This is a genomic window from Ruegeria sp. CDSA246, assembly GCF_059611225.1.
The window spans coordinates 429,283-455,600 of the sequence record NZ_JBXWPD010000001.1; the positions used below are offsets into that span (position 1 = coordinate 429,283).

A 26,318-nucleotide genomic window follows, 5' to 3' on the forward strand; every position below is an offset into this window, starting at 1 on the left:
GCCAGGCTTGGCAAAAAAAGCAGTACCCTGTGTTCCGCCGGGTCAGGTAAAAAACCTGTACAAAAAGGGCGACTATATCACGCGCGACTACCGCTGGATCAACGATCCCTACCGTTATGGTCTGAATCGCGGCGGATCCTACATTCGCGCCGGCGATTACGTTTATCGTGTCGACCCCGAAACGCAAAAGGTGCTGAACCTGATCGGCGCAGTGGCTGATATTCTTTACTAAAGAACGGCACTATTCCGCAGCAACGCGCGCACCGTCCAACATCGGCTTGAGATACCTGCCGGTATGGCTGCGATCAACCTCGGCCACATTCTCGGGTGTCCCGGTTGCCACGATCTCACCACCGCCATCGCCGCCTTCCGGGCCAATATCAATGATGTGGTCGGCGGTTTTGACGACATCCAGATTGTGTTCGATCACAACGACCGTATTGCCCTGATCGACCAGTTCATGCAGCACTTCCAACAACTTACGAACATCTTCGAAGTGAAGACCCGTTGTCGGTTCATCCAGAATGTACAACGTGCGACCGGTCGATCGTTTGGACAATTCCTTTGAAAGCTTCACGCGCTGCGCCTCACCACCCGAAAGCGTTGTCGCCTGCTGCCCGACCTTGATATAGCCAAGCCCGACACGCGCCAGTGCATCCATTTTATCGCGGATTGAGGGTACAGCCTTAAAGAATTCCTGCGCGTCTTCGACGGTCATATCCAGTACATCGGCGATGGACTTGCCTTTGAACTTGATCTCCAGCGTTTCACGGTTGTACCGCGCGCCCTTGCAGGTTTCGCAGGTGACATAAACATCTGGCAGGAAGTGCATCTCAATCTTGATGACGCCGTCACCCTGACATGCCTCGCACCGTCCGCCCTTGACGTTAAAGCTGAAACGCCCCGGTTTGTAGCCGCGCGCCTTTGCCTCGGGCAGACCGGCAAACCAATCGCGGATCGGCGTGAAGGCCCCGGTGTAAGTCGCTGGATTCGAACGCGGAGTTCGCCCGATGGGGCGCTGGTCAATGTCGATGACCTTGTCCAGATGCTCCAACCCTTTGATTGTCTCACAGGGCGCCGGCGTTTGCCGCGCGCCGTTCAGACGCATGGAGGCAGTTTTAAACAGCGTCTCAATCGTAAGCGTCGATTTTCCGCCGCCGGAGACACCCGTGACACAGACAAACTTGCCCAGCGGAAACTCCGCTGTAACGTTTTTGAGGTTGTTCCCGGTCGCTTTGACGACCGTAACCTTCTTTTTGTTCCCTTTGCGTCGCTCGGCCGGGACCGAGATCTCGCGGGTTCCCGACAAGTATTGCCCGGTCATCGAGGCCGCATCAGCCGCGATTTGATCAGGTGTGCCCTTGCTGACAACCTGACCACCATGCACGCCAGCCCCCGGCCCGATGTCAAAAACATAATCCGCCTCGCGGATTGCTTCCTCGTCATGCTCGACGACGATCACGGTGTTACCCTGATCACGCAGGTTCTTGAGCGTCCCAAGCAAGCGATCGTTGTCCCGTTGATGAAGACCGATAGAAGGTTCGTCGAGGACGTACAAAACCCCTGTCAAACCGGATCCGATCTGGCTCGCAAGACGAATACGCTGGCTTTCGCCACCGGACAAAGTTCCACTTGAACGGGACAGTGTAAGGTATTCCAAACCAACGTTATTCAGAAACCCCAGCCGCTCACGGATCTCCTTGAGAATGGCACGCGCGATTTCGTTCTTCTGGACACTAAGATGGTTCGGTGCATCTTCGATCCAGGCCAGGGCCTCGCGGATCGACATCTGCACAACCTGCCCAACATGCGCGCCTGCGATCTTAACCGCCAGCGCCTCGGGCCGTAGGCGATAGCCTTCACAGGCGCCACAGGGGCGGTTGTTCTGATACCGCTCAAACTCTTCCCGAATCCAGGCGCTGTCAGTCTCGCGATAGCGGCGCTGCATATTCGGGATCACGCCCTCAAAGCTGCGGGTGACCTGATAGACCCGCCCGCCTTCATCATAGCGGAATTGGATTTCTTCGTCGCCGGAACCGCGTAGAAACACTTGCTGCACCTTTGGTGGCAGGTCCTTCCAAGGCGTGTTCTTGTCGAACTCATAGTGTCGGGCAATCGCTTCGATGGTCTGCAGAAAGTACGGCGACTTTCCCTTGCGCCAGGGCGCCAACGCCCCATCGTATAGTTTCAGGGTCTGGTCCGGCACCACAAGGCGTTCGTCAAAGAACAGCTCGACACCCAGACCATCACAATCCGGGCACGCCCCGAACGGAGCATTGAACGAAAACAAACGGGGTTCGATTTCAGGAATGGTGAAGCCGCTGACCGGGCAAGCAAAATTCTCGCTGAAGGTGATCCGTTCCGGATCGCCCTCACGCGGCGCGGTTTCCAGAACGGCGATACCGTCGGCCAAGTCCAACGCGGTACGCAAACTGTCGGCCAGCCGGGTCTCCATCCCTTCGCGCACGACCAACCGGTCGACGACGACATCAATGTCATGGCGATATTTCTTGTCCAGCGTGGGCGGTTCATCCAGTTCGTAGAATTCTCCGTCGACCTTCACGCGTTGGAAGCCCTGCTTGCGCAGTTCGAGGAATTCCTTTTTGTATTCGCCTTTGCGGTCGCGCACGATGGGGGCGAGCAAGTATCCGCGCGTCCCCTCCTCCATCGTCATGATGCGGTCGACCATGTCCTGAACCTGTTGGGCCTCAATCGGCTGCCCCGTTGCCGGGCTGTACGGCGTACCGGAGCGAGCGAACAACAGGCGCATATAGTCATAGATCTCGGTGACCGTTCCTACCGTAGAACGCGGGTTTTTGGACGTGGTTTTCTGTTCAATCGAAATGGCAGGCGACAGGCCGCTGATGTGATCCACATCCGGCTTTTCCATCATGTCCAGAAACTGGCGCGCATAGGCTGACAGGCTTTCCACGTAGCGCCGCTGGCCCTCGGCATAGATCGTGTCAAAAGCCAAAGACGACTTACCAGACCCCGACAGCCCGGTGATCACCACAAGCTGATCACGTGGGATGTCCACGTCTATACCCTTGAGGTTATGTTCGCGCGCTCCACGCACTTCGATATTCTTCAGCTCAGCCATTTTTGGCCCCCAACACACAAGTGTCTTAGAAATAGGTGAACGACGCTGGAACTCCAACAGAAAAATCAGAACAAAGCAAGAACTGTCATTTATTCGCCTATCCAACAAAGCAGCATCGCAACTGACACGCCGAAGCGTGCAACAAGTTACGATTTCAACGCTGACTTTTGGGAAAATGGCGCGGTTGACGGGGCTCGAACCCGCGACCCCCGGCGTGACAGGCCGGTACTCTAACCAACTGAGCTACAACCGCGCATCTTTTTTCGTGATCCCTTAACCCGGATCCAGGCTGACAGCAGTGGCGCGGTTGACGGGGCTCGAACCCGCGACCCCCGGCGTGACAGGCCGGTACTCTAACCATCTGAGCTACAACCGCCCGCTGTCTGTTCATCGCTGAACGTTTGGGTGTATTATGGCTACGCCCCGACATCGTCAAGCGGCGTTTTGAAGTTTTTTCGAAGAACCTGATTTTTTCCGAATGAGCCATCCGCCACCGAGGCCGCAAAACCAGCTTTTCATGAGCTGCATCGAATTCAATACCGGCCATCTTGCCAACCAATCCGAGTCGCTGTAACAGCAGCGCCTATGGGTGATTAGCTCAGTGGTAGAGCGCTTCGTTCACATCGAAGATGTCAGGAGTTCAAATCTCTTATCACCCACCATTCCACTTCCTCAGAATCAACGCCCTCTAAGGCCTTGAAATTACGATGCTTGCCAGCTTGTATTTCAGCTGCGTATCGTTCCTACATCTGCCGTGTGATCAACCGGCGCTGAGGCATGGGGTTTCGCATGGCCAAATTGAAACGGGATATTGGCCTTGTCGGCCTGACCTTCATTTCGGTCGGTGGAATTATCGGTTCCGGCTGGTTGTTCGGCCCCCTCCTCGCAGTTCAACACGCAGGTCCTGCCGCTATCCTTTCGTGGATCATTGGCGCGGTGGCCATGTTCGTTCTTGCGATAACCTTCGCCGAGATTTCGGCCATGCTGCCCATTCCCGGAGGGATCGCCCGCGTCCCCCAGTTTTCGCACGGGAACATCGTTTCGATGGCAATGGGGTGGACCGCCTGGATTGGCTACAACACCACCGCCCCGATTGAGGTCGAGGCGATGCTGAAATACCTCGGGCCTTACGCTCCCTGGCTGCACACAGCCGATACGGGCGATTTGACCGGCGCGGGTATCGCCGTGGCGTTGTTTTTCATGTTGTTGTTCGTTGTCATTAATGCGTTGGGGGTAAAATTCTTCACGCAAGTCAACGCGACACTGACATGGGCCAAAATTGCCATTCCTATCGTTCTGTCGGTTCTGCTGATCGCAAGTCGATTTGACACCGGGAACTTCACCCAACCGGGTGGTTTTGCGCCGTACGGCTTGCAGGGCATCATGGCGGCTGTTTCAACCGGAGGCGTCATCTTTTCCTTCATCGGTTTCCGTCATGTGGTCGATATGGCTGGTGAGGTTCGAAACCCCAAAGTGGCCATTCCTGCGGCGCTGGTGCTGTCTATTATTCTGTGTGCGGCCATCTATGTCGGATTGCAGATCGCGTTTATCGGCGCACTTGACCCGGAGATGCTAAAGAACGGCTGGGCAAGCCTGAATTTTAGCGGTCAGGGGCCATTGGACGGGGTCATCCTATCGGTTGGGATCGTCTGGTTCCTGAGCGTTTTGAACATAGGCTCGGTCATTGGCCCCTTCGGCAACGGTTTGGTATCGACAGGCTCGAACGCGCGCATTGCACTGGCCTTGTCACAGAACGGGTTCCTGCCAAAGCGTTTGCAAATACTGTCTTCATTTGGGGTGCCCTTGTGGGCCTTGGCTCTGAACTTTCTGATCGGAATCCTGTTCCTTCTTACGGTCCCGTTCACCACCGTTATTGCTCTGAATGGTGCGGCCATCGTTGTGTCTTTCGCCGTTGGGCCAATCGCCGTTGTGTGCCTGCGCCGCCTGATGCCGGACCGCCCGCGTTCCATTCGCATCCCCTTCGTCAAAGTGGTGGCCATCACGGCCTTCGCTATCGCCACACTCATCGTCTATTGGAGCGGATGGGACACCGTTTGGCGGCTTGGCATAGCGTTAATCGTCGGGTTTGTTCTTCTTCTCGCACGGTTCCACAATCGGCTGGACGAAATGGACGTGACCGAGGCCCTGTGGCTGGTTCCCTATTTCGGAGGGATCGGCTTGATCTCGTACCTGGGACAGTTCGGGGTAGGTGCGCTTAAGCAAATCCCCTTTGGCTGGGATATTTTGCTGTGCGTAATGTTCTCAATCGTCATTTTTGGCCTAGCGGTCCGATCCTCCCTGTCCGCCAAAAAGTTTCAGACTTACATCGCTGAGGAAGAGGTTCTGAACCCAAAGAAACCCGTTATAGGCTTTTGAAAAGGAAAAAGGCGGGGAAAACCCCGCCTTTTCTTTGTCTATCGCCGATCGCTTAGTGCGTCGTAGCTGAGGGGCTCGCGCTTTCAGTGGCTTTCGCGGCGGCTGCGGCAGCCTCTTCAGCGGCCTCATCCCACTCAATCGCTTCCGGCTCACGCACCAGCGCCAGTTTGAGAACTTCGGACACGTGCTCGACCGGAATGATCTTCAGACCTTCTTTCACGTTGTCCGGGATCTCAGCCAAGTCCTTTTCGTTCTCTTCCGGGATCAGGACCGTTTTGATGCCACCACGCAGGGCCGCCAGCAGTTTCTCTTTCAAACCACCAATCGGCATCGCATTACCACGTAACGAAACCTCACCTGTCATCGCGATGTCCTTGCGAACCGGAATACCGGTCAGCACGGATACGATCGAGGTCACCATGGCCAGACCAGCCGAAGGCCCGTCTTTCGGAGTCGCACCATCCGGCACATGGACGTGGATATCCAGCGAGTCGAACTTGGGCGGTTTCACCCCGATCTGCGGCGAAATTGACCGCACATAGGACGACGCCGCATCGATGGATTCCTTCATCACATCGCCCAGCTTGCCGGTGGTCTTCATCCGACCCTTGCCCGGCAGTTTCAGCGCCTCGATATGCAACAGATCACCACCGACCGATGTCCACGCCAGACCGGTGACAACACCAACCTGATCGTCCTGTTCGGCCAGGCCATAGCGGAACTTGGGCACGCCCAGGAACTCATCCAGATTGTCTGGCGTCACCGTTACAGATTCAGCCTCTTTCTTGATGATCTTGGTCAGCGACTTCCGCGCCACCTTGGCGATTTCACGTTCTAAGTTCCGAACGCCAGCTTCCCGCGTGTAAGTGCGGATGATCGAATGCAGCGCGTCATCGGTCAGTTCGAACTCTTTGGCCTTCAGGCCGTGGTTTTTCACCTGCTTGCTGATCAGATGCTGCTTGGCGATCTCGCTTTTTTCGTCCTCGGTGTAGCCGGCCAGCGGAATGATCTCCATCCGGTCCAGCAAAGGCCCAGGCATGTTGTAGCTGTTGGATGTGGTCAGGAACATCACGTTGGACAGGTCGTATTCGACCTCAAGATAGTGGTCCATGAACGTGCTGTTCTGTTCCGGATCCAACACCTCAAGCATCGCCGAAGCCGGGTCACCACGGAAGTCCTGCCCCATCTTGTCGATCTCGTCGAGCAGGATGAGCGGGTTTGTGGTCTTCGCCTTTTTCAGCGCCTGGATGATCTTACCAGGCATCGAACCGATATAGGTCCGACGGTGGCCACGGATCTCGGACTCGTCACGCACACCGCCCAGCGAGATGCGAATGAACTCACGCCCCGTCGCACGTGCAACCGACTTACCAAGCGAAGTTTTACCCACACCCGGGGGGCCGACAAGGCACATGATCGGGCCCTTCAGCTTTTTCGAACGCTGCTGTACGGCGAGATACTCGACGATCCGCTCTTTGACCTTCTCAAGGCCATAGTGATCGGCATCCAGAATGTCCTGCGCGCGGCCCAGATCCTTTTTGACGCGGGATTTGGTGCCCCACGGCAAGGCCAGAATCCAGTCCAGATAGTTGCGTACGACGGTAGCCTCAGCCGACATCGGGCTCATGTTACGCAGCTTTTTCAGCTCGCCTTCGGCCTTTTCCCGGGCCTCTTTCGACAGCTTGGTCTCTTCGATCTTGGTTTCCAGTTCGGCCACTTCATTGCTGCCGTCTTCGCCATCGCCAAGTTCCTTCTGAATGGCCTTCATCTGCTCATTCAGATAGTACTCGCGCTGCGTCTTCTCCATCTGGGTTTTGACGCGGGTCTTGATCTTTTTCTCAACCTGCAGAACCGACATTTCGCCCTGCATCAGGCCATAGACCTTCTCAAGCCGCTCGCTCACGCTGAGGGTTTCCAGCAGGTCTTGCTTTTGCTCAACCTCGATACCCAAATGACCCGACACAAGGTCAGCCAGCTTTGCCGGTTCGGTGGATTCCCCAACCGCGGTCAACGCTTCTTCGGGGATGTTCTTGCGTACTTTCGCGTAACGCTCGAACTCATCCGCAACCGTGCGCTGCAGTGCCTCGGTCGTGGTCACGTCACCCGGAATCTCGGTCAGATACTCGGCGCGGGCCTCAAAGAACTCTTCGTTTTCAAGGAATTCCGTGATCATCACACGGGCTTGGCCCTCGACCAGCACCTTTACTGTGCCGTCCGGCAATTTCAGCAATTGCAGTACATTGGCCAGCACACCGGACCGGTAGATGCCGTCCTCGGTTGGGTCATCGTCGCTCGGGTCGATCTGGCTGGACAACAGAATCTGCTTGTCGTCCTGCATCACTTCTTCCAGCGCGCGGACGGATTTTTCCCGACCTACGAACAGCGGCACAATCATATGCGGGAAAACCACGATATCGCGCAGCGGCAGCACTGGGTATGATGAGTTCAGGGGCTCTTGCATGCTCTATCCTTATCATTGGCAAGACGGCTCTGGTCCCTCATCGAGGCAACGCCTGTCCGTCTCCTGTACTTTAGAGTGAAGAAATGGTGCACATGGGCACACAATTCAACCTTCCCTTTTGACCATCACAATGACGCGAACCAGAAAGATCGGCAAGCCGATAACAGGACCACAGAAGCTAATTTCTGGGGCCGAGCTGGATAGAAGAGAAAACCTTGTCCGGCAATCTCTGTAGGAACCCAACTAAATATTCCGGCAACAAGTCATAAAACTGCCATTTTTCCGCTCAAAACAGTTTCCAAAATGGAACCAATAAATCGAACGTGGAGATCTCTGCCATGACAACGTCAAACCCCACAAGCGCCGCGGATATTGACTATGAAAAGTATTTGTCTGCCCGAGACTCTGATCATACCGCGTTGCTAACACACGCGGCAAAATCGTCCGGCCGGTCCCCAGTTCAAATTCAGCGCGAGTTTAACAAAATAGCCAAGTCGCACAGCAGATTGAACATGGCCGAATATGTGCGTAACGGGCTGCATCATTCTGATCGGTTCTCGGACGCTCAAAGATCCGAGTACATTTCAAACGATCTTCACTGGCCAATCACACATATATGCAACCACACTGGCTGGCAAAGCGCAGCTGAAGACAAAGTAGTAGCGACAACTCTGCTCAATGCGGTGGATGTGCCGGTCCCGGACATTGTGGGCGTAATCGACCAAACCTCACGTGTATTTCCAGGCATAAAAAAGATTTGCACTGCGGATGATCTACGCGAAACGGCACTGGATAATCTACATACGGGCCTGTTTGGGAAAATTACTGAAGGGATGGTCAGCTTTGGCGCATTCCGAATCCAGAACGCTGATAATGATACTTTAACATGCGCGGGGATGAACCCTGTACCATACGAAGAATTCTTGTCAGAAACCGTTGGGCAGAACTCGTATGTCTTGCAACCTTTGCTTCACAATCATTCAGCCCTCAGGCCGTATGCTTCTGCTCTGGCCACGATTAGAATGGTGAACCTGCTTCGCGAGGACGACGTTTTTTGTCCGATCGCAGTGATCAAGCTGCCCCAAAACGACAATATCGCTGATGCCTTTTGGCGCCCCGGTAATCTAGCTTGTGCGATTGACCCCGAGACTGGAAAAATCACTACCGTCACTCGGCGTGATGGCATGGAGGTTACCTTTCTGGAAGATCACCCCGAAACAGCCGGTTTGATGGGAATGCAATTGCCCTACTGGCAAGAATTGCGCGAGATAAACAGCCGTGCTGCCCGAACCTTTGCGCCGATACGTTATCAATCCACCGACATCGCAATTACTGAGTTAGGCCCCGTTGTTGTTGAATTGAATTACGGCGGCGGTTTCGACTTACCTCAATACGCGACTGGTCGCGGAATGCTTACAAAAGAAGTCCGGGATTTTTTTGAGAGCTTTGGTTATGACTTCGGTCAAGCGCCGAACAAAAAACGGCGTTCACTGCTTGGTTTTAGGCGTTAACAGTCTGTTTTGGGAAGGTGAGGAACCTTCCCAAACCTCGCCATGCCTAGACTGGTTCAATATCCCCCTGCGCACGCTGTGCGTGGAACTCGACCTGCCAGGCATCGAATGTTCCGGCGGCGATGGCGTCGCGCATGCCCTGCATGATCTCTTGGAAATAGTGCAGATTATGCCAGGTCAGCAGCATACCCGAGATCATCTCGTTCGAGCGGAACACGTGGTGCAGATAGGCGCGGGAGTAGTTTGAACAGGCAGGACACGTACAGAGTTCATCCAACGGGCGCGGATCGTCGGAATGCCGGGCATTCTTGATGTTCACCACGCCGTAGCGCGTGAATACCTGCCCTGTGCGCCCCGAGCGGGACGGCAGCACACAATCCATCATGTCAATGCCACGCGCAACGGCGCCGACGATATCATCCGGTTTTCCAACGCCCATCAGATAACGTGGTTTGTCGACCGGCAGCATGTCCGGCGCAAAGTCCAGCACGTCGAACATCGCCTCTTGGCCTTCACCCACGGCAAGTCCACCGACGGCGTAGCCCTCAAAACCGATCTCTTTCAGCGCTTCGGCCGATTCCTCGCGGAAATCCTGCTCTAGTCCGCCCTGCTGAATGCCGAACAAGGCGTGACCCGGGCGATCCCCGAAAGCATCACGCGACCGCTCAGCCCACCGCATCGACAGGCGCATCGACTCGGCAATGCGATCCCGGTCAGCGGGCAACGCTGGGCATTCGTCGAAACACATAACGATGTCGGACCCCAACAGGCGCTGAATCTCCATCGACCGTTCAGGCGTCAATTCGTGGCGCGAACCGTCGATATGAGATTTGAAGGTCACGCCTTTTTCGGTCAGCTTGCGCAACCCGGCCAGCGACATGACCTGGAACCCACCGGAATCCGTTAGGATCGGCCGTTCCCAATTCATGAACTTGTGCAACCCGCCCAGACGGTCGATCCGTTCGGCGGTCGGGCGCAGCATCAGGTGATATGTGTTGCCCAGCAGGATGTCTGCCCCAGTGGCACGTACGCTTTCCGGCATCATCGCTTTGACCGTTGCCGCCGTGCCAACCGGCATAAAGGCCGGCGTTCGAACTTCCCCGCGCGGAGTGTTGATGACTCCGGTACGGGCCTTGCCATCCGTGGCTTTCAGGTCAAATGAGAAACGGTCTGTCATGTGAATGCCTCAGGGTCGCTGAACCGGGCAGCAATTGCCCGATCTTCGCTGGTATTGCAAGTCGTCAGGGCAATGACGCAACGCGGTCAGTGAACAGGCTGACAACCCCTGCCCCATCCACATCCCGGCATACGCGCACCATTGGTCTATTGGCATCCGGTCGGGTTGCCCCGATTTGCGGACCATCTACCTCAACCTGAAGCCCGGTTTCGACTATCTCGAACATGGGTTCGTGGGTACAGGCAATCACAGCCGTCGAGTCGTGCAGGCCGCACCCTTCCAATCCGCCGATATCCTTGTAGAACTTCAGATAAAATTTCGAGATGTCGCGCAGGAAACCGCCCATGTCAGCGGAACGCGCCGCCAATGCATCAAAATCCGCGGTCTCGTACAGAGTTTTCAGAGTGACATCCAAGCCGACCAGAACAGTATCTGGCGGAGACGCGAACACTGCATCCGCGGCCTGTGCATCGTGATAGATGTTGGCCTCGGCATGCTCCGTGATGTTCCCGGGGCAAAACACGGCACCGCCCATGATCACCAGTCGCTTGATGTTGCCTGCAAACTCTGGGTCCAACCGCATTGCATCGGCGACATTGGTCAACGGTCCAATGGCGCAGACGACCAGCTCACCCTTGTGTTCCCGCGCCTGCTCGACAAGGAATTCGGCCGCCGTCAGGGGGTGATTTTCCCCAATCTGCGGGATGTCAGTCAAATCACCGAATCCTTCGGGGCCGTGCACATGCTCGGACGGGTCGTAGGTGGTCGCACCGACTGGAAGCCGCGCTCCTTCGGCTACTGGCGCGTCCAATCTCAGTTTATGCAGCAAGAACCGCGCGTTGCGGCTGGATTGGTGCACATGTGTGTTGCCGAAAACCGTGGTCAGGCCGATCAGGTCAATTTCAGGTGCAGCGGCGGCATAGGCAATGGCCATCGCATCGTCGATGCCCGGATCTGTATCAATTATCAGTTTCATCCCCGCCCGATAGCGCAATCACAACCGGATGCAAAGCAGCCACATTCAAAAAATTCCGCGCCACATTGTGGTTTTCAGAGATTTGCTTCTATCCCCATTCCCGCCATACCAGAGTTGAAAATGGGCGAGTCAATCCCCAAGTGTATACCATAGTACACAAAAATACAGAGGACAGATATGACCGAAGAACAGATCATTGGATTGCTAACATCGAACATCATTTACCTGCTCGCGGCAGTTCTGATTGTCGTCGTTATTTTCAAGGGCATCAAAATTGTGCCTCAGTCCGAAAAATACGTGGTTGAACGCTTTGGCCGCCTGCATTCGGTGCTTGGCCCCGGCATTAACTTTATCGTTCCTTTTCTAGATGTTGCGCGTCACAAGATATCTATTCTTGAACGCCAGCTGCCGAATGCGACGCAGGACGCGATCACCAAGGACAACGTTCTGGTTCAGATCGATACTTCGGTGTTCTACCGCATTCTTGAACCGGAAAAGACCGTGTACCGTATCCGTGACGTCGACGGTGCGATTGCAACAACCGTTGCAGGTATCGTCCGTGCCGAAATCGGTAAAATGGATCTGGATGAGGTGCAGTCCAATCGCGCGCAATTGATTGAACGCATTCAGGAAAGCGTCGAAACTGCCGTTGACGACTGGGGGATCGAAGTCACCCGCGCCGAGATTCTGGACGTAAACCTGGATCAGGCCACACGCGATGCTATGTTGCAGCAGCTGAACGCGGAACGTGCCCGTCGTGCGCAGGTGACCGAGGCTGAAGGTCAAAAACGTTCGGTCGAATTGAATGCGGACGCGGAACTTTATGCGGCCGAGCAGACCGCAAAAGCCCGCCGTATTCAGGCCGAGGCCGAAGCTTATGCAACCGGCGTGGTCGCCAAGGCCATTCAGGACAATGGTATCGAGGCCGCCCAGTATCAGGTCGCATTGAAGCAAGTCGAAGCACTGAACGCACTGGGTAACGGCACCGGGTCGCAGACCATCGTGGTTCCCGCCAATGCGCTTGAGGCCTTTGGCGATGCCTTCAAGATGTTGAAAGGAGGAAAGTAATGGCTGATCCCTTCTGGCTGACATGGTGGCTCTGGCTGGCCGGAGCGCTGGCTCTGGGCATACTTGAGATCGTCTTGCCGGGGTTCATCTTTCTTGGCTTTGCGATTGGCGCGGCGGTCACAGGGCTTCTACTTGTGATCCCCGGTTTTGCCCCGAGCCTGGCAGTCTTGCTTTTGATCTTTGCGGGTCTTTCGCTTGTGGCCTGGCTGATCCTGCGGCGCATGTTCGCCCTGCCCCATGGCCAGGTGAAAACCTTCCGCCACGATATCAACGATTGATCCAAATCGACGCAGCGTCCGACGGGCCACACGGCACCACTGGACGCTGCCCCAGCCTTTCCCTATATAATTTCTCAGGTAACAGCCCCGAGGCACGAATGACCCATCCAAGTGAACAGTTCGAAGGTACGCCGTTGATCGCACCTTCGACCATCGATCATCCACTCTACGATTCCGTGGTCGAGGCTTGCAGATCCGTCTTCGATCCCGAGATTCCGGTGAATATCTACGATCTGGGTCTGATCTATACGATCGACATCACCAAGGAAAACGCGGTGAAGGTCATCATGACACTGACCGCGCCCGGATGCCCGGTCGCCGGTGAAATGCCAGGCTGGATTGTCGAAGCCATCGAACCGGTCGCTGGCGTCAAAGAGGTTGACGTCGAGCTGACATGGGAGCCCCCCTGGGGCATGGAGATGATGTCAGACGAAGCACGTCTTGAACTGGGATTCATGTAGAATTTCGCTCAGCTTTACCAAGTAAAGCATTGAAGTATAACAAAAAGAGCTGTCTATGAACCGGAGCAGCCCTTTTTACGTCAAAGGGCCCGAGCGGCCTATTCCACGCCGCAGGTCGATTTTATCTCGGCCGCGCGTTGATCCAGCTCTTTGACGTAATCGCCATTCAACATACTGAGCCTTTTTTGCTCGGTTCCCGTGACCAGTCCCAGCAATGCACCGGCAGGAGTGATCGCAATGATACTTTCTGCCTGCTGGTCTTCTGCGTGCTTCTTTTCTGCGGCGATAGCCCGAAGATCCCCCTCGGCTGTTGCGCAATTCACCGGATGCCGTGCGCTATCCGTTGCTGCATGTGCCAGACCTGCGGTCAGAAAGACTGCGGCTACAGCTTGCATCGTTATGATTTTTCTGCGGAAATGCCTGTTCTTCGCCATCTTCTTTCGCCCTTCGCTCAAATGTCCTGTCACAATCGTCAAGCTAAGGCGAAGACCGGGAGTGACGCAAGTTTGCTGTGGCAATTGGTCGTTTGGCCGCGTCACTGCCGGTAAAACTTAGGTCAGCAGGTCTGCTATGTCTTGAGCCTGACGCCTCTCGGCCCTAGATTGGGGATAACGTAGCGCAACGGAGACCACCATGTTTGGCATTCCCGGCAAACAGGCCGTGACAATGACGACCAAAGCGGCCGAGCAGATCGCACGCCTGATGGCGTCCGGCGGTCATGCCGGATTGCGCATTGGCGTCAAAAAAGGCGGCTGCGCCGGCATGGAATACACCATGGACTACGTGGATGAGGCCGATACCAACGACGAAGTGGTCGAACAGGACGGTGCCCGCATCATGATCGCGCCAATGGCGCAGATGTTCTTGTTCGGAACTGAAATCGACTATGAGGTCTCGCTTCTGGAAGCCGGGTTCAAGTTCCGCAACCCGAATGTTGTGGACGCTTGCGGTTGCGGCGAATCCATCAAATTTGACGAGACGCTTTCCACACAAAACTAAGTTGCCTGCAGGTGCAGATAGGTTTCGTTGTAGCGCCGTGTAAGATGGTCACCTGCGCTGATCGTTTTGCCTGAGCTTGGCGGAGCAACGTTGGTGTCGTAGGACGGGTTAAAAAACAGTGGGACCGAAATGCGTTCTTGCGTCCCGCCTATGACGCGATGCTCGGTGGCTTTGACTTTTCCGGCGGTCCAGAATTCCAGCATCTCTCCAAAGTTGATGATGAACGTACCAGGCGCCGCAGAGACAGGTTGCCAGCGATCATCCGGCATGCGGACCTCAAGCCCTGAGACCCCGTCCGTGGCCAGCAATGTCAGACACCCATAGTCAGTGTGCGCCCCGATGCCAAAATCCCGATCACCTGCCCATGCCGGGCGTTCTGGGTAGTAGTTCCCGCGCAACAGGGCCATTGGCGTGTCAAAGGCACGATCAAAGCTGAGTTCATCCCGGCGCAATGCGACCGCAATGGCCCGAAGAACGCGCATCGCCACATTGCAAGCGTCGCTGTAGTAATCTCTGATAATATCCTGGAAATCCAAGGGACTGTTCGGCCACAGGTTTGGTGCATACACACTGAGCCCTTTTCCGGCATAAGAATTTCCCGCAGGCAATTCGTAACCGCAATCGAACACTTCCTTGAAATCCGGATTGGCCTTTGGGTCGACCTGCTCTGATCGCGGCGCGCCCCACCCTCGGTTTGAACCCGTCATCGCCATATCAACGGTTTTCTTCTGGGCATCCGGCAAATGGAAGAAGTCGCGATACACCTCGATCACGTTTCGGACTTGATCGGCGTTCAACCCGGTGTTCGACACCGTTAGAAACCCAACTTCACCAATGGCATGCAGCAGCTTTGCCATCTCTGAAGCCTCGCGTTCGTCCAGTTTTCTCAGATCCAGATCGTCGATCATGCCGCCCTCCACAATGACGCGGAACCTGCCGTTGTGGTCGGACCTTTGCAACCGGAATTGTCAGGCTCGGCTGGTGGTGCTATCCGATGAGCAAACAACGACTTATTTGGGGGTACGCGTTATGCGGCGCAAGCTGGCAGCTGGAAACTGGAAAATGAACGGAACTGCGGCTGCATTGCCCGAGCTTCAGTCGCTGGCTACATCGTTTCCTGATGCATCGGTAGACGTCCTGATTTGCCCACCGGCAACCCTACTGTATCGCGCGGCAGAAGCGGTGAAAGACACCGGAATTACCGTCGGCGGTCAGGATTGCCATGCAGCCGAATCCGGCGCACATACCGGCGATGTCAGTGCTCAGATGCTGGTTGATGCAGGGGCAAGCGCGGTCATTCTTGGGCATTCAGAACGGCGCGAAGATCACGACGAACAGAATGAGGATGTCCGCGCCAAAGCACGCTCCGCGATGGACGCGGGCCTGAAAGCCATCATTTGCGTCGGCGAAAGCCTGGAACAGCGCGAAGCCGCGAACACGCTGGACATCATTGGCGGTCAGATGTCCGGCTCGATCCCAGATCAGTCAACCGGTGAGAACCTGGTTGTTGCCTATGAACCGATCTGGGCCATTGGCACCGGCAAAGTCCCCACACTGGACGAGATCGGAGAAGTGCACGACTTCATCCGCGCTCGGCTTGAACGTCGATTTGGCGAAGGCGTCGGCCGCTCGGTCCGGTTGCTCTATGGCGGTTCGGTCAAACCGGGCAACGCAGCCGATATCTTTGCAGTCTCCAACGTGGACGGGGCGCTGGTGGGCGGCGCAAGCCTGAAAGCCGAGGATTTTTCGGGCATTATCGACGCCCTGCAAAAGGCCTGAGGTCAAGCCAATTTCATCGTCACCAGCCCGGCCACAATCAGGGCCGCCGCGATCAGGCGGGGCGCGGTCAGCGCCTCGCCCAGAAACATCACGCCGACCATGAAGGCACCGACGGCGCCGATGCCTGTCCAGATCGTATAGGCCGTGCCTAAGGGCAAATCCCGCATCGCAAGGGCAAGCAACCCGAACGACCCGATCATTGAAGCAGCCATCAAAGCCGTAGGCCATAGGCGCGTGAAACCGGCGGATTGCTTCATGGCGACGGCCCAGACAATTTCCAGAAGGCCAGCGAATAACAAAAACATCCAGGGCATAGAGACACCTCACATCTATTCGGGTCGTCCCGAATGATCAGCCAACAAGGCGAGGTCGTCCTCTTTCCCGTACATAAATTCTCTTGCCCGGTATTCAAGAGGGCGCGGCGTGCAGCTCAAAACCTCCAACGCGGCGCGACCCGAAAAACCCAGTATTTGTTGCGCCCATCGGTGATCCCTGCCCTCAGATGACGGCATCCGTTACTGGGGGACAAGCCGTCACCTTGCCTATCGCGGGATCGCGCTGGGTGCGAAATACTTAAAAATGGCGGCATAAAAAAAAGGCCGGGTCTGGCATAGACCCGGCCTTTCTTGTCGCAGGTATGCCCGCTAGTTCGTCACGATTTCCGGACCCATAAAGGTATTGGGCAAGAAGGTCGAAATCCACGGAATGTACGTCACCATGATCAGGAAGACGAACAGGACAGCCAGGAACGGCAGCGCCGCCTTCACAACGCTCATCATCGGCATACCAGCCACGCCCGAAGTCACGAACAGGTTCAGTCCGACCGGAGGCGTAATCATCCCAATCTCCATGTTGACCACCATGATGATGCCCAGATGGATCGGGTCGATGCCCAACTCGATGGCAATCGGGAACACCAGAGGTGCCACGATGACCAACAGTCCCGAAGGTTCCATGAACTGACCACCGATCAGCAGGATCACGTTGACCACAATAAGGAAGGTAACCGGCCCCAAACCCGCCGATAGCATGGCACTAGCGATATGCTGAGGCACCTGTTCATCGGTCAGCACGTGCTTGAGGATCAGCGCATTAGCGATGACGAACAGCAACGTCACCGTCAACTTACCGGCCTCGAACAGCGTGTGCTTGGTGTCAGGGTGAAAGAAGGCCGTGACCAAAGCATAGGGCTTTTTCAACAGCGGAATGTTCTGCCCGTCCCCATTGGTGCTGAGGGGCCCCATGTCCTTGTAGACAAAGCTGGCGATAAAGAAGGCATAGACGGCAGCGACGGCAGCAGCCTCGGTCGGCGTGAAGATACCACCATAGATACCGCCCAGAATGATCACGATCAGGAATAGGCCCCAACCGGCTTCGCGTGCCGAGGTAAAGATTTCACCCCAACCCTTCCAGTCACCCTTCGGCAGGTTCTTAACCTTGGCCATGACGTAAATCGTGACCATCAGCATTAGACCCGCCATCAGGCCCGGGATGACGCCCGCAAGGAACATCCTCCCGACCGAGACCTCAACGGCGGCGGCATAGACCACCATGACAATGGACGGCGGGATCAGAATGCCCAGCGTACCCGCGTTACAGATCACACCGGCAGCGAATTCCTTGGAATAGCCAACCTGCCGCATACCGGCGATCACGATGGAACCGATGGCAACAACCGTGGCCGGAGAAGAGCCTGAAAGCGCAGCGAACAACATACAGGCAAAGACACCCGCAATTGCCAGACCGCCTGGCAAGTGCCCAACACAGGCGATGGAAAAGCGGATGATCCGCCGCGCCACTCCACCGGTCGTCATGAAAGACGACGCAAGAATGAAGAACGGGATCGCCAACAGAGTAAAGTGGCCTTCAAAGGCTTCGAACAGGGTTCCCGCGACCGAAGCCAACGAACTGTCGGAGTAGATCAACAGGAACAGGGTCGAGCTGAGGCCCAAGGCCACCGCAATCGGCACACCGATCAGCAGCAGGCCAATAACCATAGAGAAAAGAAGTACGACGTCCATCAGTCATGCTCTCCTTGCTGAGCGCGGACTTCTTCGATCTCGTCCTCGACTTCGTGGCTGGCAACAAGACGGTCGGTCTCACCACGCCAGATTTGTACTGCGACCTGAGCAAAGCGGATCACTAGAAGCAGCATCGACACCGGCAACACCAGATACGGCACCACCTTGGGCAATTTTTCATACCCCTCGCCATAGTTGATCAGATCCTCGAGGAAGCGCAGCGGCACGACCATCGGAATATCGTCCACTTCGTAAAAACTCTGGCTGCGTGCGTCGAAATTAAACCCGGTCGGGAACCAGCGGCCCGATGTTGGCGGCAGGTCCGCAAACACGGCCCAGTAGTCATACGACCCTTTCAGAAGCAGAAGCGAGAACACCAGACAGCACGCCACCGATATCAGCGCCAGAATGCGGCGTGGCGCCGGGGCCAGCATGTTCAGGATTGCATCAACACCCAGATGCGCGTGTTTCTTGACCGCATAAGAGGCCCCCAGCAACACCAGCCAGCCAAAGGTGAAAACCGTCAGCTCAAGCGCCCATAAGATATTGGAGTTAAACACAAAACGCGCGATCACGTTGGCGAAGGTTACGACCGTCATCACGCCCAACAGAGCGGCAATCATGGTCTCTTCGATATGGTCGACCAGCCCGCCTTGGCCGGGTTTCGAACCAGACATTTTTCTGTCCCCACATTATTGGTGATGAGAGTTAGGTGTGGCGGGCCAAATTACGGCCCGCCCAGCCTGCGTGTCCGCCACTCCCCAGTCTTTGGACACGCGGCCTCAACCAGGATCAGAACCCGGCGTTGATGGCCTGAGCGGCGTCGATCTTATCCTGACCTACGTCGTCGGAAAACTGGTCCCAAACGGGCTTCATCGCATCGACCCAGGCCTGGCGCTGTTCGGGGTTCAGTTCGCGGATGATTCCGCCGGCATCAGTGATCGAAGCCTTGGCTGCTTCGTTCACCGAGAAGGCTTCCTTGTTCCGTGTCTCGGTCACTTCGCCCAGAATCGTCAGGAACTGATCGCGCACCTCGGGATCAAGGCTGTCCAACCAGTCAACCGATGTCACGACCAGATAGTCGATGATGCCATGGTTGGTCTCGGTGATACCGTCCTGCACTTCGAAGAACTTTTTGCCATATATGTTCGACCAGGTGTTTTCTTGGCCATCCACAACGCCCTGCTGCAGCGCGCCGTAAACTTCCGAGAACGCCATTTTCTGCGGGCTGCCGCCAATGGCTTCCATTTGGGCTACCAGAACGTCCGAGGATTGAACACGGAATTTCAGGCCTTCGGCATCCGACGGAGCCTCAAGCGGTTTGTTGGCCGACATCTGTTTCATGCCATTGTGCCAGAACGCCAGCCCTTGCAGGCCGCGGCGCTGCATGCTGTCCTTCATGGCCTGACCATCCGCCGAGGCCTGGAATGCATCAACTGCATCGATGTTCTTGAACATGAACGGCAGGTCGAACAGACGGAACTGTTTGGTAAACTTCTCGAACTTCGACAGCGACGGCGCGGCCAGCTGGACGTCGCCTTGAAGCATTGCTTCAAGCACCTTGTCGTCATTATAGAGCGTCGAGTTCGGATAGACCTCAACGCACATTACGCCATTCATCTCGTCATTGACGCGCTGCTCCAGCAGCGATGCCGCGATGCCCTTGGGGTGTTTGTCCGTGTTCGTCACATGCGCGAACTTGACGACAATCTCGCCGTCATCACACGCGGCCATACCGGCGGTTGCTGTAACACTCAACGCCAGCGCGGTCGCGGCAGTTGTCAGGAATTTCATCTGTCTTTTCCTCCCAGACTTCCATGAAACCTTCAGTCAACGCCAGATCGGCGTCTCATGTGGCGCAGTGAAGCGAATCAAGGGGCACCGCTCAACTTTTTGTTCGAAATTCAGAAAGTTCAAATATTTTTGTTTTACTTCATAGTTTTAGAAGGTACTTCCACGCCATCAAAAGGCAGTGACACTACCCGTTGTGCGAAAATCCGCACATTTATTTCCCCGGCTGTGCGGATTTCCGCACGCACTTCGAATCAGATCGAACGACTCACCCCCTGATTCTGTGGTGACTACCCGCAGCCTGCGAATGCAGGCTGCCCGGCCCAACGCCTTTAAATGCATGATAATGCGGTCAAAGGCGGCGGGTGCCCCCGTTAGCGCCGATAGTCTTCTGGGCGAATCTGATAGCGCGCCAGTTTGTCGTAAAAAGTCTTGCGTGGCAGTTTCAACGCACTTGCCGCATCCGAGGCTTTGCCATTGTGCCGACCCAGCGCCGCAATCAACAACGACCGCTCTACGCGCGCCATTTGCTCGTTCAGCCCCAGATCAGCGGCACGTGCCACCTCTTCCGGCATCCCCAACACGAACCGCATCGCCGCCGACATCAGCGATCTGGCATTGCCCGGCCAATCGCTGGCCATCAACGACGCAAGTTGCTCCGAGGTAATCTCGGGTTCGGCAATGCCCGCCTGTTCCGCCGATTGCGCGACATAATGGCGAAAGATCACGGGAATATCTTCGGGTCGTTCCGCCAGCGACGGGATCCGCACACGCATGACATCCAGGCGATAAAACAGGTCGGCATTGAATTGGCCCTGCTCTGACAGCACCGCCAGATCTGCGGTTGTTCCCGCGACAATCCGTGAACCGGTGCCCTGCTCTATCATTTCAAGCGCGGCGTATTGCGTGGCGTCTGGCATGGCCGAAACCTCATCCAAGAACAACGACCCACCGGCCGCATCTTCGCACACGCGTACCAACCCCTCGGGCGTCAGCCCTGAGGCCGGGCGCTTGACGAACGGCCCCTGCCCGACCGGCGACATCAGATGAACGACTTCGGCCACTTTCGATATCCCGCTGCCCGGTGGCCCGGTTACCAGAACTTCTGCCCCGGTGGGGGCGACGGATCGGACCCGTTCACGCAGTGCTTCGGCCTGCGCGGACAGGCCGAACAAAAGCCGCGCTGCCGGATCGCCGCGCTCAAGCTCTGATTTGAGGGCACGCTGTTCGATCACGTGCGCGCGCGCGTCAAAGGCTCGTTCCAACACGGGCAGCAGGTCCGTCGCCGCACATGGCTTTTCCAGAAAATCAAAAGCTCCCTGTCCCATGGCCTGCACCGCCATCGGGATGTCGCCCTCACCGGTCAACAGGACAACGGGCAAGTCTGGATCAACCTCACGCGCGTAGTTCAGCAGATGAAAACCATCCCGGCCCGGCATACGGATGTCCGAAACGATCACGCCCAGAAAGTCGGCGCGTATATGGTCTTTTGCTGCCACAAAGGATCCCGCAGTAACCGGATCATAATCTGCCAACTCAAGTGTTTGCGCCAAAGCTTCGCGGACGGCAGCGTCGTCATCAACCAGTAGAATTTTCCGCGTCATGCGACCTCGTGCTCCGTGAAAGGTTCAAGCTCGACGGTAAACAGCGCCCCGGTGTCCAGATTTGCACCCCGGATGTTACCCCCAAAGCTTTGCACCAGACCATACGAAATCGAAAGCCCAAGCCCCATCCCCTCCGAGGTTCCGACAGCCTTTGTCGTATAGAACGGTTCGAACAGTTTTTCCGAGTTTTCGATGCCCGGGCCGATATCGCGGACAGTCACGGCCAGCTTGTCGCCGCGGTCGATCGCAATGCGGATGAGGCGGTCGTCTTGCTCACTCATCGCGTCAGCGGCATTGTTAATCAGGTTGACGAACACTTGAACCAACCGCACCTCGCCGCCCCATGCGTAAACCGGGTTATTGGGCGGGGCCCAATCCATACGGACATCCTCGGTCCGCAACCGCGCCTCGGTCAACTCGACCGCCGTATCGATCACCTGAACCAGGTTAACCTTGCCCATCGGTTCACTTTCGTTGCGCGAAAAGGCGCGCAGGTTCTTGATGATACGTGCCATGCGCGCTGCCATAGCGGAGATACGCGTCAGGTTCTCCGACGCTTTCTCATCCCGGCCCCGGGATAGAAAAGCCGCGCCATTATCTGCGAATTGCTGGATCGCCATCAGCGGTTGGTTCAGTTCGTGACTGATACCCGCCGACATCTGACCCAACGCGCTGAGTTTACCTGCCTGGATCAGCTCTTCCTGAGCGTGTTTCAGAGCCGCTTCTGCGTCTTCACGTTCACGCACTTCATGGCGCAGAGCGGTATTTGCAGCTGTCAACGCATGCGTCCGTTGCGCGACCCGGATTTCCAGGATCGTGTTGGCCTCGGCCAAAGTGCGTCTGCGTTCGGTCGCCAGATACAACAGCGCGCCGAAGGCCAAACAGATTGCGGCAACGGTCGCCGCCTGCAACCCCGCCAAACGCTGCGCGGGGGCCACATCGACCAGAACTTCAGCCGTCATGTCGATCACCGGCAAGTCCAGCATCAGGTGTAAAGCGCGACTAGGCAGATACCGCCCCCAATTCAGTTCCCAGACCTCGTGCGGACCGACCAGAACCGAGGCAAAATCGACCACCCCGCCGTCTGGCGGTGTCAGGCCCAATTGACCCTCATCCCGGTGCCAAAACAACAAATCCGATCGGTTGGAGATAAACACGACACCGTCCCCGTCGGTGAAGAACACCGCCTCGGTACTGCCGCGCCAAGTCTGTTCCACATCTTGGACATCGGCCACGACGATCAATACACCCTCGACCTGACCAGCATCACCAAAGGCCGGGGCGGCGTAGGAATAGGTGCGATCTCCGCTGCTTTCCACAACCCCATGCGCGCTGCCCATTGCGCCCTGCAATGCGCGCCGAAACGCGGGGTGGTCCGGCATGTTTGGCCACACAACCGGCTGCGCCGAGGCCAGCACCTGCCCGCTTCGGTCAAGATACATCATGTTGACGGCCGAGGTTTTGTCGGCGACGTCCAGCAATATCGCGCGCGCTGCCCGTTGTTGCACCGGTGTCTCTAGGGCGCGCAGGGCCGGATGCGTGGCCATCAGCACGGCCAGTTCCTGATAGACCTGCATCTGAGTGCTGAGCCGGTCGGCAGCCAGTTCAAGGTCAGCCTCGGCTTTTTCACTGAGCTGCGACAGCGCTTGACGGTAGCCATAGGACCAGACCCCTGCGGTCAACAGGCCGACAGCAAACAAAAATCCCAGAATGACCCAAACGCGTTGCATGATATAGGGTCTTGCATTCGGCGCGCCGCATGGCAAGTCTGCGCCGCATGAAGACGGTATTTCAATCTCCGGTCGATCCGGAATTCGTGCAGAACCCCTACCCGTTCTATGATCAGGCCCGCGCGTGCGGTAATCTGGTCTATTGGGAGGACTATGGGAAAGTTGCGGCTGTATCACACCGGGCGGTCTCGGCGCTTTTGAAAGACCGCCGCTTCGGTCGGGAAGTACCCGTAGAAATGCAAACCCCAGGTCCGGCGCATCTTGCCCCTTGGCTGGCGGTCGAGGCGCATTCGTTGCTGGAAGCCGAACCGCCAAGACACACACGCCTGCGTGCATTGGTGATGCGGGCATTCACGTCCCGTGCTATTGCGGCACTGGAACCTTCGATCCACGACCTAACCCATTCTTTGATTGACGCATTTCCCGACCAGCCGTTCGATTTGCTCTCTACCTTTTGCACCCAAGTTCCGGTCATCACGATCTGCCGCCTCTTGGGCGTGCCCGAGGATATGTCACCCAGCCTATTACGCTGGTCACATGATATGGTGGCAATGTATCAAGCCAGCCGTACGCCCGAGACTGAGACCGCTGCCGCAGCCTCATCCCAGGAATTCTCCGACTTTCTGATCGACTACATCGAGCAGCGCCGCAGCGATCCGCAGGACGATCTGATCACACGGTTGATCGCGGCCGAAGAGGATGGCGAAAAGCTGTCACGCGAAGAGCTGGTCGCCACCTGCATTCTGCTTTTGAATGCCGGGCACGAAGCGACGGTGCATTCACTTGGAAACGGCGTAAAGACCGTTTTGCAAAATGGCATCGGACCGCAATACTTTGCGCCGGACAGCATCGACCGCACGGTAGAAGAGATTTTACGCTATGACCCGCCGCTGCACATGTTCACTCGCTATGCCTATGAAGACATCGACGCATTTGGGTACAGTTTCAAACGTGGTGATGAGGTCGCGCTACTACTGGGCGCTGCGAACCGGGATTCTGCGGTCTGGAGCGACCCGGACAGGTTCGATCCCACCCGCGCCATCGTCACGAACACCAGTTTCGGTGGCGGCCTGCACTTTTGCGTTGGCGCCCCTCTGGCACGGATGGAAATGCGCATCGCACTGTCCACGCTGTTCGACAGATATCCGAACCTGCGCCTGAGCGCCGAGCCCGAGTACTCGAATACCTACCATTTTCACGGGCTGACCAAACTGATGGTGCAGACCTAGCTTTCGATCAGCGCTTTCAAAGGCAACATGGTGGTGGACTTGATTTCTTCCATCGACAGCAAGGCAGTCACGTTGTGAACGCGCACTTCTGAAATCAGCGCCTGATAGAATTCGTCATAGGCACGCGCGTTCTTGACCCGCACCTTCAGGATATAGTCGATGTCGCCGGCCAGCCGATGCGCCTCTTGCACTTCGGGCCTGTCCCGCAGAGCTTTCAGGAATTTATGCTGCCAGTCAGCCTCATGTTCCGACGTTCGGATCAGAACAAAAAACGTAGCTTCAAATCCCAGCGCTTCGGCGTCCAGCAAAACGGTCTGTTGACCGATCACTCCGGCCCCTTTCAGTTTGCGTATCCGATTCCAGACCGGGGTCTTGGAACTGCCAACACGAGCGGCTATTTCGTCCAGCGATTGACTGGCGTCCCGCTGCAGCTCGACCAGAATTTTCCGATCCGTATCATCAATCCGCACCGACATTCCAAATTTCCCTTCGTTTCGAAACCAATGTCCCGCTTTGCCGTTGGCGCGGAACATTTGTCCTTATTTGTTCGCCTATATGGCGTATTGGCGGGAATATTTCCTATATTGCAAGACAAGTCAAACCACACTCGGGACACGAAATGCAGCTTACGCAATCATATGATGGCACAGGACATGTCGACTTTGTCGGCGCGGGTCCGGGCGATCCGGAATTGCTGACGCTCAAGGCGCTGAAAGCCTTCGAGCGCGCGGACGTTGTGCTTCATGACCGTCTGATCAGCGCTGAGGTTCTGGCGCTGGCCGGCAAGACCGCCCAACTGGTCGATGTCGGCAAGGCCGGTTTCGGCCCGTCTTGGAAACAGGAAGACATTGACGCCCTGCTGGTCGATCACGCCCTGAAAGGTCGGCGCGTCGTGCGCCTGAAGTCCGGCGACCCGACCGTGTTTGGACGTCTGGATGAAGAGATCGAAGCGGTTGAGGCTGCTGGCATATCGTGGCGGATCGTTCCGGGCATCACGGCTGCGTCGGCAGCGGTTGCCGGAATCGGTCAAAGCCTGACACGGCGTGGCCGCAATTCTTCGGTTCGTTTTTTGACCGGCCATGACATGAAAGGGTTTGCGGATCACGACTGGACCGCGTTAGCGCGCACGGGTTCGGTTGCAGCGATTTACATGGGTAAAAAGTCCGCCCGCTTTATTCAAGGCCGCCTGATCATGCACGGCGCAGATCGCCAGACACCGGTGACATTGGTCGAAAACGCTACGCGCCCCGACCAGCGCATTCTGGAAACAACGCTGGACCAGTTGCCCACCGATTTGAACGCCGCCGAAATGGACGGCCCTACCCTGACATTTTATGGCCTCGCCCCGCGCCAAGCGGCCGTGGCCCTGACCGAATTCAAGAAGGAGCACGCCTGATGGCCCGCGCTTTTACCCCCAAAGTGGTGACCGCCAACGACCTGTTGGAAGGTGACGTTATCTATTTGACCGAAGACGATCGCTGGTCTCGGGAGCTGTCCGAGGCCGAACTGATCACCGATGAAGCGCACGCTCAGGTGCGCCTGCTGGATGCCACGCGTCAGGCCAGCAAAATCGTTGGTGCTTATCTTGCCGATGCCGTCGCCGGCGACAACGGCCCCGAGCCCACACATTTCCGGGAAGACTTCCGCCGCACTGGTCCGTCCAACTATGCCCACGGCAAACAGGAAACTTCCCCGCAGCCCCGGGCCTGACCTCTGGCCCGTCTCTCTCCCCTACTCAAGGCCCCAAGGTTCGGGGC

The 26,318-nt window shown here is 56.6% G+C and carries 24 protein-coding genes and 3 tRNA genes; 12 read left to right on the forward strand and 15 right to left on the reverse strand.

Annotated elements, in window-relative coordinates:
- The first annotated feature begins 7 nt into the window (after positions 1-7).
- Complete coding sequence (locus tag AC2FI9_RS02155) at positions 8-232, forward strand: excinuclease ABC subunit A (RefSeq protein ID WP_472723686.1); 225 nt, start codon at positions 8-10, stop codon at positions 230-232.
- Positions 233-241: 9 nt separating this feature from the next.
- On the opposite strand, the gene uvrA is transcribed toward AC2FI9_RS02155, so the two are convergent.
- The 3 genes from uvrA to AC2FI9_RS02170 form a co-directional block, all read right to left on the reverse strand.
- On the reverse strand, positions 242-3,100 hold the full coding sequence (gene uvrA, locus AC2FI9_RS02160; RefSeq protein WP_108858724.1) for an excinuclease ABC subunit UvrA: 2,859 nt from the start codon (positions 3,098-3,100) through the stop codon (positions 242-244).
- Positions 3,101-3,276: 176 nt separating this feature from the next.
- Positions 3,277-3,353 (reverse strand) — tRNA-Asp (locus tag AC2FI9_RS02165).
- 46 nt (positions 3,354-3,399) lie between these two features.
- Positions 3,400-3,476 (reverse strand) — tRNA-Asp (locus tag AC2FI9_RS02170).
- A 211-nt stretch (positions 3,477-3,687) separates the two neighbouring features.
- Here AC2FI9_RS02170 and AC2FI9_RS02175 point away from each other — a divergent pair.
- Positions 3,688-3,762, forward strand: a tRNA-Val gene (locus AC2FI9_RS02175).
- Positions 3,763-3,889: 127 nt separating this feature from the next.
- Positions 3,890-5,476 carry an APC family permease gene (locus AC2FI9_RS02180; RefSeq protein ID WP_496765166.1) on the forward strand — a complete coding sequence of 529 codons (1,587 nt, stop codon included), beginning with the start codon at positions 3,890-3,892 and terminating at the stop codon, positions 5,474-5,476.
- 52 nt (positions 5,477-5,528) lie between these two features.
- Here AC2FI9_RS02180 and lon read toward each other — a convergent pair whose 3' ends face one another.
- Positions 5,529-7,937, reverse strand: coding sequence for an endopeptidase La (gene lon, locus AC2FI9_RS02185; protein WP_496765168.1), 2,409 nt, complete (start codon positions 7,935-7,937; stop codon positions 5,529-5,531).
- A 338-nt stretch (positions 7,938-8,275) separates the two neighbouring features.
- On the opposite strand from lon, the gene AC2FI9_RS02190 reads away from it, so the two are divergent.
- Positions 8,276-9,448, forward strand: coding sequence for a sugar-transfer associated ATP-grasp domain-containing protein (locus AC2FI9_RS02190; protein ID WP_496765170.1), 1,173 nt, complete (start codon positions 8,276-8,278; stop codon positions 9,446-9,448).
- 46 nt (positions 9,449-9,494) lie between these two features.
- On the opposite strand, the gene tgt is transcribed toward AC2FI9_RS02190, so the two are convergent.
- Both tgt and AC2FI9_RS02200 read right to left on the reverse strand, forming a co-directional pair.
- A complete protein-coding gene (gene tgt, locus AC2FI9_RS02195; protein WP_496765172.1) occupies positions 9,495-10,625 on the reverse strand; it encodes a tRNA guanosine(34) transglycosylase Tgt in 1,131 nt (376 codons plus the stop codon).
- Between the two features lie 64 nt (positions 10,626-10,689).
- Positions 10,690-11,601 (reverse strand): nucleoside hydrolase, encoded by a 912-nt coding sequence (locus tag AC2FI9_RS02200; RefSeq protein ID WP_496765174.1) that lies wholly within the window; start codon positions 11,599-11,601, stop codon positions 10,690-10,692.
- 177 nt (positions 11,602-11,778) lie between these two features.
- Between AC2FI9_RS02200 and AC2FI9_RS02205 the strand changes: the two genes are divergently transcribed.
- The 3 genes from AC2FI9_RS02205 (at position 11,779) to AC2FI9_RS02215 (ending at position 13,408) form a co-directional block, all read left to right on the forward strand.
- A complete protein-coding gene (locus tag AC2FI9_RS02205) occupies positions 11,779-12,669 on the forward strand; it encodes an SPFH domain-containing protein (RefSeq protein WP_282151106.1) in 891 nt (296 codons plus the stop codon).
- Entirely contained in the window at positions 12,669-12,947 is a 279-nt protein-coding gene (locus AC2FI9_RS02210) for an NfeD family protein (protein ID WP_108858729.1), read from the forward strand. The genes AC2FI9_RS02205 and AC2FI9_RS02210 overlap by 1 nt, the downstream gene beginning before the upstream one ends.
- Positions 12,948-13,045: 98 nt before the next feature.
- The gene (locus AC2FI9_RS02215) at positions 13,046-13,408 is read left to right on the forward strand and encodes an SUF system Fe-S cluster assembly protein (protein ID WP_058271500.1); all 363 of its coding nucleotides are present in this window, start codon (positions 13,046-13,048) and stop codon (positions 13,406-13,408) included.
- Between the two features lie 98 nt (positions 13,409-13,506).
- Here the strand turns inward: AC2FI9_RS02215 and AC2FI9_RS02220 are convergent, their stop codons facing one another.
- Positions 13,507-13,803: a hypothetical protein gene (locus tag AC2FI9_RS02220; protein WP_496765176.1), complete on the reverse strand. Its 297-nt coding sequence runs from the start codon at positions 13,801-13,803 to the stop codon at positions 13,507-13,509.
- 238 nt (positions 13,804-14,041) lie between these two features.
- On the opposite strand from AC2FI9_RS02220, the gene AC2FI9_RS02225 reads away from it, so the two are divergent.
- Positions 14,042-14,407 carry a HesB/IscA family protein gene (locus AC2FI9_RS02225; RefSeq protein ID WP_058277823.1) on the forward strand — a complete coding sequence of 122 codons (366 nt, stop codon included), beginning with the start codon at positions 14,042-14,044 and terminating at the stop codon, positions 14,405-14,407.
- Here AC2FI9_RS02225 and AC2FI9_RS02230 read toward each other — a convergent pair.
- Positions 14,404-15,315 (reverse strand): isopenicillin N synthase family dioxygenase, encoded by a 912-nt coding sequence (locus AC2FI9_RS02230; protein ID WP_496765178.1) that lies wholly within the window; start codon positions 15,313-15,315, stop codon positions 14,404-14,406. The genes AC2FI9_RS02225 and AC2FI9_RS02230 overlap by 4 nt on opposite strands.
- A gap of 121 nt (positions 15,316-15,436) precedes the next feature.
- On the opposite strand from AC2FI9_RS02230, the gene tpiA reads away from it, so the two are divergent.
- Positions 15,437-16,186 (forward strand): triose-phosphate isomerase, encoded by a 750-nt coding sequence (gene tpiA, locus AC2FI9_RS02235; RefSeq protein WP_496765180.1) that lies wholly within the window; start codon positions 15,437-15,439, stop codon positions 16,184-16,186.
- Positions 16,187-16,188: 2 nt separating this feature from the next.
- On the opposite strand, the gene AC2FI9_RS02240 is transcribed toward tpiA, so the two are convergent.
- From AC2FI9_RS02240 to AC2FI9_RS02265, 6 genes are all read right to left on the reverse strand, one after another.
- Positions 16,189-16,500: a DMT family transporter gene (locus tag AC2FI9_RS02240; protein WP_496765182.1), complete on the reverse strand. Its 312-nt coding sequence runs from the start codon at positions 16,498-16,500 to the stop codon at positions 16,189-16,191.
- A 330-nt stretch (positions 16,501-16,830) separates the two neighbouring features.
- Complete coding sequence (locus AC2FI9_RS02245) at positions 16,831-18,207, reverse strand: TRAP transporter large permease (protein ID WP_496765184.1); 1,377 nt, start codon at positions 18,205-18,207, stop codon at positions 16,831-16,833.
- The gene (locus AC2FI9_RS02250) at positions 18,207-18,884 is read right to left on the reverse strand and encodes a TRAP transporter small permease (RefSeq protein ID WP_496765187.1); all 678 of its coding nucleotides are present in this window, start codon (positions 18,882-18,884) and stop codon (positions 18,207-18,209) included. The genes AC2FI9_RS02245 and AC2FI9_RS02250 overlap by 1 nt, the downstream gene beginning before the upstream one ends.
- A 115-nt stretch (positions 18,885-18,999) precedes the next feature.
- On the reverse strand, positions 19,000-20,001 hold the full coding sequence (locus AC2FI9_RS02255; RefSeq protein ID WP_109311602.1) for a DctP family TRAP transporter solute-binding subunit: 1,002 nt from the start codon (positions 19,999-20,001) through the stop codon (positions 19,000-19,002).
- Between the two features lie 371 nt (positions 20,002-20,372).
- Positions 20,373-21,602 carry a sigma-54-dependent transcriptional regulator gene (locus tag AC2FI9_RS02260; RefSeq protein ID WP_496765189.1) on the reverse strand — a complete coding sequence of 410 codons (1,230 nt, stop codon included), beginning with the start codon at positions 21,600-21,602 and terminating at the stop codon, positions 20,373-20,375.
- On the reverse strand, positions 21,599-23,332 hold the full coding sequence (locus AC2FI9_RS02265) for a sensor histidine kinase (RefSeq protein WP_496765191.1): 1,734 nt from the start codon (positions 23,330-23,332) through the stop codon (positions 21,599-21,601). Before AC2FI9_RS02265 ends, AC2FI9_RS02260 begins: the two co-directional genes overlap by 4 nt.
- A gap of 47 nt (positions 23,333-23,379) precedes the next feature.
- On the opposite strand from AC2FI9_RS02265, the gene AC2FI9_RS02270 reads away from it, so the two are divergent.
- Positions 23,380-24,561, forward strand: coding sequence for a cytochrome P450 (locus tag AC2FI9_RS02270; RefSeq protein WP_496765357.1), 1,182 nt, complete (start codon positions 23,380-23,382; stop codon positions 24,559-24,561).
- Here AC2FI9_RS02270 and AC2FI9_RS02275 read toward each other — a convergent pair.
- Entirely contained in the window at positions 24,558-25,037 is a 480-nt protein-coding gene (locus AC2FI9_RS02275; protein ID WP_058271489.1) for an Lrp/AsnC family transcriptional regulator, read from the reverse strand. The two genes, AC2FI9_RS02270 and AC2FI9_RS02275, sit on opposite strands and share 4 nt — an antisense overlap.
- Before the next feature lie 143 nt (positions 25,038-25,180).
- On the opposite strand from AC2FI9_RS02275, the gene cobA reads away from it, so the two are divergent.
- Together cobA and AC2FI9_RS02285 are read left to right on the forward strand one after the other, a co-directional pair.
- Entirely contained in the window at positions 25,181-25,957 is a 777-nt protein-coding gene (gene cobA, locus AC2FI9_RS02280) for a uroporphyrinogen-III C-methyltransferase (protein ID WP_496765193.1), read from the forward strand.
- Positions 25,957-26,271, forward strand: coding sequence for a DUF2849 domain-containing protein (locus AC2FI9_RS02285; RefSeq protein WP_170557547.1), 315 nt, complete (start codon positions 25,957-25,959; stop codon positions 26,269-26,271). Before cobA ends, AC2FI9_RS02285 begins: the two co-directional genes overlap by 1 nt.
- The last annotated feature ends 47 nt before the right edge of the window (positions 26,272-26,318 follow it).